The following is a 14,016-nucleotide window of genomic DNA, read 5'->3' as shown; positions in this document are numbered from 1 at the left end:
TCACTCTTTATGACTTCCACAGAAACACGATACCGCCAATCAGGAACAATACGGCGGCCACAAAAATGACGCTAGTCAAATTTTTAATAAAATTTCTCATGACGCACCCCCTAACCTATGCAGGCTCCGATCAAAAAAGATACCGATACGGACACAAACATCGCTATAATCCCCACAGCGACATTACCTTTCGCGATTTCCTCATCGATTCGAAACACCGGGGTCAGAAATTCAAATAAAATATAAGCGGCGAACAACAGTACAGCCCCGACAAAAGACCAAATCATAAATTCATAAATCGGGGTATGAACTGCCGCATAACGAATGACATTACTGATTCCGAATATTTTACCACCCGTGGCAATCGATGCCGCAACATTTCCTTGCTTGATTTCTTGCCAGCAGCGATATTTGGTTACCAATTCGAAGCAGGACAGAAATACGATCAACTCCATGACAGCGATAGATAGGTAACCGATCATTAGCCCAAACGGCTGCTCCAGCAACGGTTCAATATTTCCTGCCAATCCGCCTTCGCTCCTCCCGCTTATTTCAGCTCGGCTACCGTGACTCCTGTGCCGCCTTCTCCATAGTTGCCAAGCCGATAGCTTTTAATATGTTTATGCTTACGGAGATAGTCCGATATACCAGTTCGCAATATTCCCGTCCCTTTGCCGTGGATAATATAGATTTGCCCGAGATTACCGAGGTACGCCTCATCAATGAAGCGATCCACCTCAATCAGCGCCTCCTCCAAGTTCGCGCCCCGAAGATCCAACTCGCTGCGTACGTTATCGTCGCGCGTCCGCTTGACATTCGTTACGATTCGCTGCGCTGCCTTGGCCGCAGACGGAGCCGCGATTAACTCCAGATCATCCAAGCTGACCTTCATCTTCATGATTCCCAGCTGAACGAGCGCTTCCTTGCTGCCGGCAAGCTCAACGACATGCCCCTTCTGGTTCAAGCTGTAGACCATAACCTCATCTCCAGCCTGTATTTTACGAGGGGCTTTGGCCGCCTGGCGGGTCGGCCCGGTTTTCTTCCGCTTCGGCTCCGCCTCCTCCAGCTCCTTCCGAGCGGCAATCAGCTTATGCTCCTTCACAGAAGCGCCTTCTTCCAGCGCTAGCTTACGCAGTTCGTCGATAATACGCTCGGCCTCGCTGCGAGCTTTAGCGACGATAGCGATCGCTTCTTCCTCAGCCTTCTCAATCCGCTTATCACGCTCGCGCGTCAGTTTATCCAGCTCGGCTTCATGCCGTTGTCTGAGCTCCTCCAGCTCTTTGCGGAGCCGTTCGGCCGTCTCTCGTTCCTGTTCGGCGCCTAGCCGATTTTCTTCGAGTGAAGCAATCATATGCTCGACCCGCAAATCCTCTTCCTTCACCTCGCCGCGAGCAAAATCCAGGATTTGTTCCGACAGCCCCAGTCGCTCGGCTATAGCAAACGCATTGCTTCGTCCAGGTACGCCGACGAGCAGGCGATAAGTAGGACTTAGGGTGTTCACATCGAATTCCATACTGGCGTTGATGACGCCTTTTCTTTCATATGCATAAGCCTTGAGCTCACTGTAGTGTGTGCTCGCTACCATACGGCAGCCCAGCGAATGAATATGCTCCAGGATGGCGATAGCGAGAGCGGAGCCTTCCGCTGGATCCGTTCCCGCTCCGACCTCGTCCAGCAGCACCAAGCTCTTGGCTGTCATACGCCGCAAAATGGAAATGATGTTCGTCATGTGACTGGAAAATGTACTGAGGCTCTGCTCGATGCTCTGCTCATCGCCGATATCGGCATAAATGGCATCGAACACACAGAGCTGGCTTCCATCCTCCGCTGGAACGAACAACCCCGACATGGCCATCAGGCTAAGCAGCCCGATCGTCTTCAAGGTGACCGTTTTTCCCCCGGTATTCGGGCCCGTAACGATGATAGAGGTGTACTGGTTGCCCAGCTCTACATCAATCGGAACGACCTGGTCGGCAGGAATGAGCGGATGGCGCCCCTTCTTTAGCTTCAGGAACCCGCGGTCATTCATGCGCGGCAGCGCCGACTTCATCTCTCGTGCCAGGCGTGCCTTGGCAAATATAAAGTCGAGCTGGGCCAGCACGTCGCTGTCATAGCCCAGAAGCTCGGCCTGCTCTCCAACGAGCGCAGTCAGCTTCTGCAGAATCACTTCAATTTCACGCTCTTCCTTCAGCCTCGTCTCGCGCAGCTTGTTGTTCATCGCCACGATGGATTCAGGCTCAATAAACAGGGTGGCTCCCGAGCCGGATTGGTCATGAACGATTCCGCCGAAATGAGCGCGATATTCTGCTTTGACCGGAATAACAAAGCGGTCTCCCCGGATCGTAATCAGTTGATCCTGGAGCATCTTGGCGACGCTGGACGAACGAATCATCGCATCCAGCTTCTCCCGAATCCGCACCTCGCCGCCGCGAAGCTCCCGGCGAATTTGCGCCAGCTCCGGGCTGGCTGAATCGAGCACCTCTGCGCTCTCATCGACGCAGCGTTTAATTTGATCCTCCAGCGGCTTCTGCTCGCTGAGCATATCGCTTAGCGTAAACAGCAGCTCTACGGGCTCTTCCTCATGAATATTGGAAATGTACCGCTTGACGCGGCGCGAGCCTTCGAGCGTTGTCGCAATGCCGAGCAGCTCATGCGGATTCAATGTTCCGCCGATTCGCGCCCGTTTCACCGCAGGCATGATGTCAACGATCCCGCCGAAGGACGGAGCACCCTTAAGACGATCTACCTTGAAGGCTTCGTCCGTTCCCTGCAGCAGCCGTTTGACTTCCTCCAGATCAGATACGGGGCCAAGGCGTTCGGCAGCCATTTTCCCTAGCGATGTCTGGGCATATTTTACAAGCATATCTATGATTTTATGATATTCCATCGTTTTTAAAATTTTCTCATCCAAAAACGATCACAACTCCCCTCGGGACTATGTTCTAATCTTACTCGTGATCAAAATGGAGCTTTTTGAACAACTTCTATTATAGCGAAATCGTACATTTTACGCCATTTTGCAAAGTTGCGCACATAAGAATTGGATTTACGGAACATTATATACACGTATACGAAACGTTAACTTGATAAAGGAGGCCTTGTGCCATGAATTTCCTGGGACACGTCGTTCGATTTATCGTATCTGCTCTGGTACTGCTTGTCGTAGGTTGGCTCGTCCCGCAATTCAGCGTAGGCGGATTCGGCAGCGCCCTTCTGCTCGCTCTGGTCATTGCGCTTCTCGGATGGGCTATCGAGGGAATCTTCGGTAGAAGAGTTACCCCTTTCGGCCGCGGTATCGTGGGCTTTCTCGCCAGCGCCCTAGTGATCTGGCTTGCACAGTTCATCATTGCCGGAGTATCCGTGTCGATTCTTGGAGCGCTGCTGGCGGCTCTCGTTATCGGGATTATAGACCTGTTCATTCCGATCGGCTCGCCCTTCGAAGCGGGAAAAAACAAATCAGACCGCTAACCCACAAGAGCCATATAGCCGACCGCAACAGCTCCCTGCCTACCTAAGCAGGGAGCTGTTGCGCTTAAGTGCAGAGAGTTCATGAAAATTTCAAAAACTTGGCAGTCATGTCCAGTTTTTTGCGATATGATATATATAAATTTGTCACAAAAAACTTGACATTGAGGGGGATTTTTATGAAAAAAGCCATTGCTTTTATGATTAGTTCTATGTTATTGGTTGTCCTGGCTGCTTGCGGCAACAGTTCCGGCGGCGGTGCCGAAGAAAGTAACCTGACGCCGGAATCAGAAATCGTGATTGAAGCGACAAACTTCAAATTCGACCAGGAAGAGTATCGCGTGAAGAAGGATTCACCGGTGAAAATTACGTTCAAGAACGTAGAAGGCAATCACGGGATCATCATTCCAGGGCTGAAGGTAGAGCTGAAAGGCAAGAGTCAATCCAAAGTAGTCGTTCCTAAAGAAGCCGGAGAATACGAAATCGCCTGCTCGATTATGTGCGGTGCCGGTCACTCCACGATGGTGTCAAAGCTGATCGTCGAGGAATAAGCCATAACGAAGAGCCTTCGGTCATCCGAGGGCTCTTTCACTTCGTCATCATTCATTTCCTGCTTGTTCAATCAGCTCGATCCACTCATTGAACTCCGTTTGAAGCTTCGTATAATCATCCTTTAGACGGTCATACTCTTCCTTCGTCTTCTCTATGCCCTCACGCTCCATCTCACGGGCTGTTTGCAGCAGCCTGTATTCATGCGAAACAACCTCATAGCTGTCCGACATCTCTCTCAGCTGTTGTTCGAGCCGCGACTTCTCTTCTTCAAGCTCACGGAATTGCGAAGACAAATCCATAACCTGCTCCCCGCCTGCCGCACACTGCTGCTGCCATTCCTGCAGCTGCCGCTGAAGATCCGCCTCCGTCTCACGCCAGGAGACGAGCTCCTGCTCTGCCGATGCGAGCTGCTGCCTCCACTCCTGCTCTCTTCGCTCTGCCGCGAGGCGGGAGTTCTCCTGCTCTTCGGCCAAGGTAATATAGCCTTGCATTTCCCGCTCCAGCCCGGTCAGCTTGTCGCCAAGACGCTGTACTTCCTCTCTGAGGCGAGAATTTTCCTGCGCTGTCGTGCCTGCGGATTGCAGCGCGTTCTCATGCTCCTGATTGATCCGATTCAGTTCGGATTTGAGGAATTCCGCTTCCTTCGCAAGCTTGGCCGCATTTGCGTGTTCGCTCTCAAAGCTCTCCCGTGCAGACGCAGCTTCCTTCTTCGCAGAATTCAGCTCGGCCTGCAGCTGCTCCCTACGCTCTGAGGACTCTAACAGGCTGATTTCTAACCGGCTGATCTCCTCATTGCGTTTCTCGGCCAGCTTCTGCCACGACTTCTCGTTCTGAACCGCCTCAGCAGCTTCCGCCCGCAGCTTCTCCTCGCGAGTCTTGGAATCCTGCAGCAGATCCTGCTGCCGTTTCTTCTCGGCTTCAGCCGCTTGCAGCGACTGCTGCAGTCCTTTCGTCTGCTGCTCCAGCTTGGTTGCGCTCTCTTTCAGGCGCTGCTCAGCGGCCTTGGCGTTCTGTTCACGCTGCAAGGAGCTCTTAAGCTGCTCGGCCAGCTTCTCGCGCTCCTCCTTCTCCCGCTTCGCTTCCTGCTCGGTTCCCCGCAGCTTGGCCTGCAGCTGGGAAGAGCTTCCGCGCTGCTCGTTCAATTGGCGTTCCAGCTCACTAATTCGGGAGTTAAGCTTGCGAATATCCGCTTCCTGATTCTTAAGCACCGTCTCGGCCTTGGACAGCTGCTCACCTACTGATTTTTTGTCGCTCTTCAGTTGATGATGCTCCTCTTGCAGAAGCTGATGCGCCTTCTCCTGCTTGGATTGAAGCGCCTGCATAACGGATATTTCCTGAGCAAGACCCGCCTTCTCCTGCTCCATTTTCTGCAGCTCGTTTTGAAGCTGCTCCGACTTCATGGCCTCTTCGGCCATGCGAACGGCAGCAAGCACCGCCAAGCGCGGGGTATCCAAATGAGAATACATTTTGGAGATAGCCTGCATATGGTTATCAACGCGGCGAGCAACCTCCTTCATATAATCAGCGCTGCTGCCCACGATTTTATAAGATGTACCGTAAATTTCAACATTTACACTAATACGGTCAGGGGTAGTCAAAATGTTGTGCCTCCTTCGGTCCTTACGTTTCATCTAAGCTGTCTGTCCTTGCACGAAAGTCACATCGAATCGATACTTAACTTGATTCGATGTGACTTTGTTCAATTCCTGCTATTTTCTTAATTCGGCCGCAAAAGTTTGCTCCAGCATCGACACAACCTGCTCGTGCACGGAAGTAATCTCCTCATCGGTCAGCGTGCGTTCCTTGTGGCGATATACTAAAGACAAGGCTACGCTCTTCTTGTTCTCGCCCAGCTTGCTGCCCGTATATACGTCAAATACACCCAGCTCTTCCAGCAAATCGCCCGCCGTATTCCGAATAGCAGCAAGCAGCGCCCCGGCTTCCACGTCAGCGTCTACAACGACAGCAATGTCCCGCTGCATGGAAGGGAATCGAGGCAGCTCGCGATATACAGCAGTATCCCCCGCATACTGGTATACCGGCTCAAGCAGCAGCTCAGCGACATAAGTATCGTCAAGATCATGTTCACGCTGCAGCTCCGGATGGAGCTGACCCAGCGAACCCAACCATTGCTTGCCTGACGGCGTGTTTAAATATACGGAAGCCGAGCGGCCGGGATGGAAGCCTTGCGGCGCATCCGCTTCATAGCTGATAAGCTCGCTAATTCCAAGGTAACCGAATACGCTCTCCAGCGCACCCTTCAGGTCGAAGAAATCAACTTGTTCAGAACTTGCATTCCAACGCTTCTCTTCACGATCCCCTGCAAGCAGCAAGCCCAGCACAGGAATTTCCCGAGGCTGCTTTGTCAATTTCTCCTCATCCGTTTGAAACACACTGCCCATTTCGAACAGGGCAAGATTATCCTGCTTTCGATTGCGATTATAGGCGGCAATATGGATCAATCCGGGAATTAAGCTCATTCGAAGCACGCTGCGATCCTCGCTCATCGGCATCGCCAGCTTCACTTCACGTCCTTCTGCTCCCAGCTTAGGGAATTTAGGGCCATAGCCTTCATGGATGAAGGAATATCCCATGACTTCCTGCCAGCCTCCATGCACCAGCAATCCTCGCAAAGCACGGCGAAGCGCTTGCGGCTTCGTGTACCCGCCAGCCGTTGTCGGCCCTTCGATCAAAGTCGTCGGAATGTTGTCGTAACCGTACAGCCGGGCAACCTCTTCTATGAGATCAACGTCCCGCGTAATATCGCCGCGGCGAGTCGGCACGCGAACTTCGAGGGAATTTCCCCCTATGTCTCCGCACTCAAAATGCAGGCGGGCGAAAATTGCTTTTGTCTCCAGAGTCGAGATATCCGTTCCCAAATAGGCGTTCAATTTCGTCAAAGAAAGAGTAATGACTTTGTCTTCCGCCTCGGAAACAACAGCCTCAACAACACCTTGGAGCACTTGGCCTCCCGCAAAAAGAGCCATCAGCTCAGCCGCCCGATTCAAAGCAGGTATTACCGCGGCCGGGTCGACCTCCTTCTCGAAACGTAGAGAAGCCTCGGAACGCAGGCCTAAGTGACGCGAGGTTTTACGGACTGAGCCGCCGTCGAATTTAGCCGATTCGAGAACAATGTTCACGGTGCTGTCAGTAACCTCCGAATGGAGTCCCCCCATAACACCGGCAAGGCCGACTGGCTCATTCTCACCGTCTACGATCAATAGCGCGCCCGTCTCCAGCTCTCTTTCCTGACCGTCCAGCGTGAGCAGCTTCTCGCCTGCTTTTGCTTCACGCACCCCGATAACGCCGCCCTTGATGGTATCCGCATCAAAAGCGTGCAGCGGCTGGCCATATTCCAGCATAACGTAGTTGGTAATGTCCACAATATTGTTAATTGGACGAATTCCAGCCGCCATCAGGCGGTTCTGCATCCATTGCGGGGAGGTGCCGATCGTAACGCCGGAAATGTATCTGACCGCATAGCGGCTGCACAGCCCGTCCGCTTCGATTTTTACAGCAATCCGCTCCTTGGCAGGCTCCGCAACCTCTATGAGTTTCTTACCCGGCTCGGGCAGCTTGATTTCTCTGCCTAAAATAGCCGCGACCTCATAAGCTGCTCCGAGCATGCTCAGACAGTCGGATCTATTTGGGGTAAGATCAAAGTCGAGCACCTTGTCGTCCAGCCCTAGCAGCTGCGCGATCGGCGTGCCGATTTCAGTGCCCTCAGGCAGGACGAGAATGCCTTCCTGCTGCTCCTTCGGAAGCAGCTTGTCATTAAGGCCGAGCTCCTTGGCCGAGCAAATCATCCCTTGGGAGAGCATGCCGCGCAGCTTGGCTTTCTTAATGTCCAGACCGCCTGGAAGCTTTGCCCCGACGAGTGCGACAGGTACTATTTGACCGGCATCAACGTTTTTTGCGCCGCAAACGATTTGCAGCTCTTCCTCCTGGCCGGCATCGACGATGCATACGTTCAGCTTATCCGCATCAGGGTGCTTCTCCTTGCTCTTCACAAAGCCGGCAACTACTTTAGTTACTCCTTTATTCCGCTCTTCGATCGCATCGATCTCGATGCCGGAACGGGTAATTTGCTCTGCTAATTCCTCAACGTTTACTTGATCCAATGATACATATTCCGACAACCATTCGGTTGAAACTTTCATGCCAAGTTCCCTTCCTTCTTATACAGGATTTAAATTCGGGCAAATTGCCCCAAGAAGCGCAAATCATTATTAAAGAAATGGCGGATATCATCTACACCGTATTTCAGCATCGCAATTCGTTCTACGCCCATGCCAAAGGCAAAACCGCTGTACTGTTCAGGGTCGTAACCACTCATTTCCAGGACGCGAGGGTGAACCATGCCGCTTCCCAAAATCTCCAGCCATCCGGTATTTTTACATACCCGGCAGCCATCCCCGCCGCACTTCATACAAGTAACGTCCACTTCGACACTAGGCTCGGTGAATGGGAAAAAGCTTGGCCGCAGCCGGATTTGCGTATTCGCCCCGAACATTTCGCGTGTAAATTGCAGCAAAGTGCCCTTCAGGTCGCTCATACGGATATTTTTGCCGATAACGAGACCTTCGATCTGATGGAACTGGAATGAATGCGTAGCATCGTCATCATCCCGTCGGTATACGCGGCCCGGGCAAATGACCTTTACAGGCACCTCGCCCTTCATCGCTTCCATCGTCCGTACCTGTACCGGAGAAGTTTGCGTACGCATCAACAAATCCTCGGTCAGGTAGAAGGAGTCCTGCATGTCGCGGGCAGGGTGATTCTTAGGTAAATTAAGAGCCTCAAAGTTATAGTAATCGGTCTCTACTTCAGGCCCCTCAGCGATCCGGTAGCCCATCCCGATAAAAATGTCTTCAATATCCTGAATAACCTGGTTCAATGGATGTACGCTGCCTTGCTTCAATGGACGTCCCGGCAATGTGACGTCTACCTTCTCCGCAGCGAGGCGTTGTTCTGTTTCAAGCCGCTGAAAATGCTGCTGCTTTTCTTCGACCAATGCTTCGATCGCGGTACGAACTTCGTTCGCTACCTGTCCGATGACAGGGCGTTCCTCAGCGCTTAATGCACCCATGCCCCGTAAAATTTCAGTTAATGCGCCCTTCTTGCCCAAATATTTAACCCGAAGGTCGTTCAATTGAGCTGCATCGGCCACCGCATTCAATTGAGCCACAGCCTCGTGTTTGAGTGCTTCCAAACGTTCTTTCATGGATAATCCTCCTTAGGTTGAATAAGAAAAACGTCGTTCTTGCTTCGAATTTATACATTCTGGTATCTAAACAAAAAAAGCCTTTTCTCCCTGAAAAGGGACGAAAAGACCGTGGTACCACCCTTGTTAGAGTCTATAGCAGGAATTGCAAAATGCAGCCATCACGAAGGATGGAACATTACAATCAGCCAGCCTGCCAGTTAACTCTCACTCGAACGACATAACGGGTCGCAGCCGGTATCCCCTACTTCGCGTCTTCAAAAAACAGACGGTTCAAGGAACTGCTCCGGAGTGAACTTCGGCAGTCTGTTTCCCTAGAGACGCTCTCAATCTGCGGCGGCTCTTCCCTGTAAGGAGGCTTCTGCTTACTCTTCTCCATCATTGCATTTACATTTAAAGGTCAATCCAATCAACAGCCAAACGGCGATGGCTTATTTGTTATTATATGCAAAGTTTGCAGCGATGGCAAGGTGCCTGTCTTCTTTATAGCAAGCTTCCTTTTATCAAGACTCGGATTTATGCTAAATTAGAAGCACTGAACATCACCAAGGAGCTGAAACAATGAGCGGTACTATACGCAGCAATATTAAGCAAGGCCTAACCGTAGATATTGTGCTTAAAAAGGATCAAGCCACCGGGCGGCTGACCCGCGGCATCGTCAAAGATATTCTGACCAATTCGGCAAACCATCCGCATGGAATTAAGGTTCGTCTCCAGGACGGCCAAGTCGGCCGTGTCAAGGCGGTGATCACGAACTCCGATGGCGAGACCTAAGCGGAATTCCATAAGGGTTGAAATTGCAAAAAGAACGGACAGCGTAACTGTCCGTTCTTTTATATTTTTACCAGGATCTGCGATCTTGTCCGGTATCTCTCGACCTTCGGTAATTTTGTTTATCCCTATCTTTATCCCGCTCACCTTCGGAAAGGTCACTGTCTCCTGGCGGTATTTCCTGATAAAACGTTCCCGCTGTTTCTCTCGTCTCCATTCCAGTACGTGGCACTCCAGTTTCTCTATGAATAGCTGTATTCGTTAGATGATCATGGGTTAGTCCGAAATTTTGCGAATTCAGTGCGCGGTGATTCTGAAAAATTTGATAAATATCGTTTCTGTGCGCTTCATCCGCATCTACGAGCACAAGGATCCTTCCATGCTCTACATAGCTGCCGTATTCCTTCGCTTCATTCTCGGGAATGCCCAGGCCGATTAAACCACCGACCAGCCCTCCTGCCCCGGCCCCTACCGCCGCTCCCGCTAATGCAGCCGCAATAGGCCCGGCCGCCACGATGGGGCCTATCCCCGGTATTGCCAATACGCCCAAACCTGCCAATAGTCCTGTAAGACCGCCTACGATACCACCTGTAGCCGCTCCCGAGGCCACTCCTTCCGGCGCTTTCGTCCCGGTCTCCTCCTTCATGGAATCCATATGTTCTTTGTCCCTGCCGACGACTGATATATCATCAATCGAAAAGCCGTACCGTTTTAAATCCTCTATTGCATTTGTTGCATCCTGTTCCGAAGCAAAGACGCCTACGATTTTCTTCATCATATCAGCTACCTCCTCAGGAATGTCTGCTCTAAATACGCTACACTGGTTAATTAACCACTGCATCGACATTTAAACGGAGCTTGGGAAATGTATTTTCCCGCTAATCGCCACGTCTACCCGCTTACACCAATCGCATTTCCGAAGCATACAGTATATTTCAAAGGGATTTTCTTTACCTAAACAAATATCTAAAGCGGAAGAAGGGAGTTCATATGGCTTCTCCGTCAAAAAACGGAAAATCAAAAACTTCCTCATCCAAATCCAAAAAAAACAAAAGCCTGGAGTATACCGTTGCAGCGCTTTTATTGACCGGCAAATTAAGAGTTGATTCTGTACAGCTGTTCAGGGAAGCATCGCTTGTCATTACCTTGACTGGCCAATACAAAACGCTGGCTATGAACGGAACGAATATAGATAAAATGGTTAAGTTTTTGGATAACAACGGGGATATGACTTTGAACGAAGTGATTGAAGCTTTGAAGAAAAAATCGAATAATTCATAGATTTTAGGAGGAATGGAGATGAGCAGCTTCGATGGAGAGGCATTCGCCGAGCTAGTCATCATTTTGATCATTGCCGGATTATTCTTCTATGGGTCGACAGATATCGAAAATCTCACGACCGCACCAACAAATGATTAGGTTGACGGCTATAAAAACAAAAAAACTGCCATAGGCAGTTATTATTCACATATGGAGCGGGTGATGGGAATCGAACCCACGCTATTAGCTTGGAAGGCTAAAGTTCTACCATTGAACTACACCCGCAAATATATCACAAAAGTGACGATATGCTCTGCAGCGGATTCCGATTACTCTTGTGGATCCGACTGTATTATGGTCGGGACGACACGATTTGAACATGCGACCCCCTGGTCCCAAACCAGGTGCTCTACCAAGCTGAGCTACGTCCCGAAGCTTCAAAACGAGCAGGCTGCTCATGAAGACAAAAATAAATATACCACTTCTTTTACATCAATGCAACAGCTAATTTATTACAGTTTCCCGTTTGGAGGAGAGCATGAGATTGGCCGAGCCTATCGCTCTTACCCGGCAATGCGGGTAAGGAAGCGACGCTCGAACAATCCGGCAGGCAGTGGCTTGCTGAATAAATATCCTTGTCCCTCGTGGCAATTCTGGAGCTTGAGGAATTCAAGCTGCTCCTGGTTCTCCACCCCTTCTGCCGTTACCTTCAGCTTCAAATGATGGGCCATCATCGTAATGGTAGAGACAATAGCGGCACCGCTACCGTCCAGCATGACCTCTTTGACGAAGGATCGGTCGATTTTTAGTCGATCAATCGGCAGCGTCTTCAAGTAATAAAGCGAGCTATAGCCTGTTCCAAAATCGTCGATGCTAATATGAACACCTAGCCGCTTCAGCCTTTGCAGCTGATCAAAAGCTGTATCGATGTCGAATGTCATGCTTTCCGTCACCTCCAGCTCCAAATACTTCGCTTCCAGGCCTACCTCTCGAAGAATTTCATCGATCTTATCGACCAAGTTATGCTGGCGAAATTGCCGCATAGACAAGTTTACGGAAACGCATATAGGATCATAGCCATCATCCTGCCATTTCTTGTTGTAGCAGCATGCGGTACGAAGCACCCATTCCCCCAGCGGAACGATAAGCCCGCTATCCTCGGCGACTGGAATGAACTCCCCGGGCGAAAGCAGCCCTCTGCGCGGATGATTCCAGCGTACCAAAGCTTCCATTCCGACTACATGGCCGTTGTCCAGGCTGACCTGGGGCTGGAACTCAAGGAAGAACTCTTCCCGGTCCAAGCCTTTACGCATATCGTTCTCCAGCTCAATTCTGGACTGGGTCTGATTTTTGATGGCCGGCGTATAACGCATGAATTCGAGACCTTGCTCCTTCCCGTTGTGCACCGCCATATCCGCATTTTGAATGATTTGATCTACGCTATTGCCGTCATTTGGAAAAATGGACAGTCCCATGCTCAAAGAAATGTGGTATTCCGTGCCTTCGATCGTCACCGAAGGGTCAATCGACTGAAGCAGCTGCAAGGCTCTGATCTCAATTGCGCGCGGGTCGGAATATTCTGGAATGATTATCGCAAACTCGTCCTCGTTCATGCGATAGACGCCTTCCTCCGGCAAGCAGCGTCGGCTTAAACGGGCCCCGACCTCAGTCAACAGCTGATCGCCAGCCCGGTATCCAAAGGAATCATTGATCGCCTTAAAGCGATTGATGTTCATGACGACTACTCCCGTGCAAAGCCTGGCCCTGCTTTCAGGCGCAAGATGCACTGCCAGCTGCTCCTTTAATCGACGGAGGTTAGGCAGGTTCGTTAAATCATCGTGATAAGCCATATACATCATCTGAGCCTCCGCAAGCTGTTGGCCGCGAAACGGCTCTTCTATCGTCAGACGATAAACCCCTTTTAGCACGTAGTAATAAGAAAAGCTCATGAACCATTCTCCTGAAACATGAGCAATACCGGTTCCGAGCGGATCAGCAGTCGTGATCAAAATATGCCCGATCATCATAAACAATAGGGCACTGACGACCGTTAATGCTGCAGGCGGGCGCTCCTTCCGGTATCTGTAAAGAATTGTGAAAATCCCGAGGGCATACAAAAACGGAATTCCAATCCACATCGCTTGCTTAGTCGTTCCTAACGCCTGATTGCCAAGCAGATGCGGGAGCTGAGGCTGATAATTATACAGGAGCGTGATACCGACAAGCAACAGAACAGCCGACATAGAAAACACCGCTGCTTTATGACGCACGGACACCTGCTTGTCCGGCACACTGAAAATGAACAGCATCCCTGCCGCCCCGATCAGGTGCGATAACAGCATGAACCAAGCGGAAATCGTATATCCCGGCATAAAACCAAACAAAGATACACCGCTAAATGTAGCGATATGGAGCACATCGAGCGTACCGACTACGAAGAACAATACGGCAGAATATAAACGTTGTCGGGACAGCTTATCGGTGAACAGCATCCACCCCTGCGCAAATACCGCAAAGGCAACCGCCCCATAAGCCAGCCCGGCCAACAGGTACATCGCCTGGCGAGCAGGCGCGGAAATGACAGGATAATCCACTGTCGTGGAAAGATAAATTACACCCAGCATAGCCAGCAAGCCGATTGTCCCTTGAATGATTGCTGATTTCTCTTCTTTCCTGATTCGCATAGTGTCAACCCCCGGAAATGGTAAAATGCGGTGCCCCGTCGTGATGCGTATAACGAAACT

The 14,016-nt window shown here is 50.9% G+C and carries 11 protein-coding genes, 2 tRNA genes and 1 other annotated feature; of the genes, 4 read left to right on the top strand and 9 right to left on the bottom strand.

What is annotated here, in order from left to right; translation table 11 throughout:
- Positions 1 to 110 precede the first annotated feature (110 nt).
- Entirely contained in the window at positions 111 to 482 is a 372-nt protein-coding gene (locus ACE3MQ_RS03780; RefSeq protein WP_379391847.1) for a DUF350 domain-containing protein, read from the bottom strand.
- A gap of 65 nt (positions 483 to 547) precedes the next feature.
- Positions 548 to 2,911 (bottom strand): endonuclease MutS2, encoded by a 2,364-nt coding sequence (locus ACE3MQ_RS03775; protein ID WP_379390809.1) that lies wholly within the window; start codon positions 2,909 to 2,911, stop codon positions 548 to 550.
- A gap of 194 nt (positions 2,912 to 3,105) precedes the next feature.
- Between ACE3MQ_RS03775 and ACE3MQ_RS03770 the strand changes: the two genes are divergently transcribed.
- Both ACE3MQ_RS03770 and ACE3MQ_RS03765 read left to right on the top strand, forming a co-directional pair.
- Positions 3,106 to 3,468: a phage holin family protein gene (locus tag ACE3MQ_RS03770; RefSeq protein ID WP_379390807.1), complete on the top strand. Its 363-nt coding sequence runs from the start codon at positions 3,106 to 3,108 to the stop codon at positions 3,466 to 3,468.
- 176 nt (positions 3,469 to 3,644) lie between these two features.
- Positions 3,645 to 4,016, top strand: coding sequence for a cupredoxin domain-containing protein (locus ACE3MQ_RS03765; protein ID WP_379390806.1), 372 nt, complete (start codon positions 3,645 to 3,647; stop codon positions 4,014 to 4,016).
- Positions 4,017 to 4,064: 48 nt separating this feature from the next.
- Here ACE3MQ_RS03765 and ACE3MQ_RS03760 read toward each other — a convergent pair whose 3' ends face one another.
- The 3 genes from ACE3MQ_RS03760 to pheS all read right to left on the bottom strand — a co-directional run bounded on the left by ACE3MQ_RS03760 (position 4,065) and on the right by pheS (position 9,241).
- A complete protein-coding gene (locus ACE3MQ_RS03760) occupies positions 4,065 to 5,615 on the bottom strand; it encodes a hypothetical protein (protein WP_379390804.1) in 1,551 nt (516 codons plus the stop codon).
- Between the two features lie 111 nt (positions 5,616 to 5,726).
- Positions 5,727 to 8,177 carry a phenylalanine--tRNA ligase subunit beta gene (pheT, locus tag ACE3MQ_RS03755; protein ID WP_379390802.1) on the bottom strand — a complete coding sequence of 817 codons (2,451 nt, stop codon included), beginning with the start codon at positions 8,175 to 8,177 and terminating at the stop codon, positions 5,727 to 5,729.
- Positions 8,178 to 8,206: 29 nt separating this feature from the next.
- Positions 8,207 to 9,241, bottom strand: coding sequence for a phenylalanine--tRNA ligase subunit alpha (gene pheS / locus ACE3MQ_RS03750; protein WP_379390800.1), 1,035 nt, complete (start codon positions 9,239 to 9,241; stop codon positions 8,207 to 8,209).
- A gap of 93 nt (positions 9,242 to 9,334) precedes the next feature.
- Positions 9,335 to 9,632: a binding site (T-box leader), on the bottom strand.
- A 170-nt stretch (positions 9,633 to 9,802) separates the two neighbouring features.
- On the opposite strand from pheS, the gene ACE3MQ_RS03745 reads away from it, so the two are divergent.
- Complete coding sequence (locus tag ACE3MQ_RS03745) at positions 9,803 to 10,015, top strand: YwbE family protein (protein WP_379390798.1); 213 nt, start codon at positions 9,803 to 9,805, stop codon at positions 10,013 to 10,015.
- A 67-nt stretch (positions 10,016 to 10,082) separates the two neighbouring features.
- Here the strand turns inward: ACE3MQ_RS03745 and ACE3MQ_RS03740 are convergent, their stop codons facing one another.
- Complete coding sequence (locus ACE3MQ_RS03740) at positions 10,083 to 10,790, bottom strand: general stress protein (RefSeq protein WP_379390796.1); 708 nt, start codon at positions 10,788 to 10,790, stop codon at positions 10,083 to 10,085.
- 212 nt (positions 10,791 to 11,002) lie between these two features.
- On the opposite strand from ACE3MQ_RS03740, the gene ACE3MQ_RS03735 reads away from it, so the two are divergent.
- Positions 11,003 to 11,293, top strand: coding sequence for a hypothetical protein (locus ACE3MQ_RS03735; RefSeq protein ID WP_110933629.1), 291 nt, complete (start codon positions 11,003 to 11,005; stop codon positions 11,291 to 11,293).
- A gap of 190 nt (positions 11,294 to 11,483) precedes the next feature.
- On the opposite strand, the gene ACE3MQ_RS03730 is transcribed toward ACE3MQ_RS03735, so the two are convergent.
- From ACE3MQ_RS03730 to ACE3MQ_RS03720, 3 genes are all read right to left on the bottom strand, one after another.
- A tRNA-Gly gene (locus ACE3MQ_RS03730) sits at positions 11,484 to 11,557 on the bottom strand.
- A gap of 70 nt (positions 11,558 to 11,627) precedes the next feature.
- Positions 11,628 to 11,704: transfer RNA gene (locus tag ACE3MQ_RS03725), tRNA-Pro, on the bottom strand.
- A 131-nt stretch (positions 11,705 to 11,835) separates the two neighbouring features.
- A complete protein-coding gene (locus ACE3MQ_RS03720) occupies positions 11,836 to 13,956 on the bottom strand; it encodes a putative bifunctional diguanylate cyclase/phosphodiesterase (protein ID WP_379390794.1) in 2,121 nt (706 codons plus the stop codon).
- Positions 13,957 to 14,016 lie beyond the last annotated feature (60 nt).

This window comes from Paenibacillus lentus (assembly GCF_042714055.1).
Lineage (GTDB): Bacteria > Bacillota > Bacilli > Paenibacillales > Paenibacillaceae > Fontibacillus > Fontibacillus lentus_A.
Note: the sequence above shows the minus strand (reverse complement) of the source record. Positions and strands in the feature narration are given on the sequence as shown.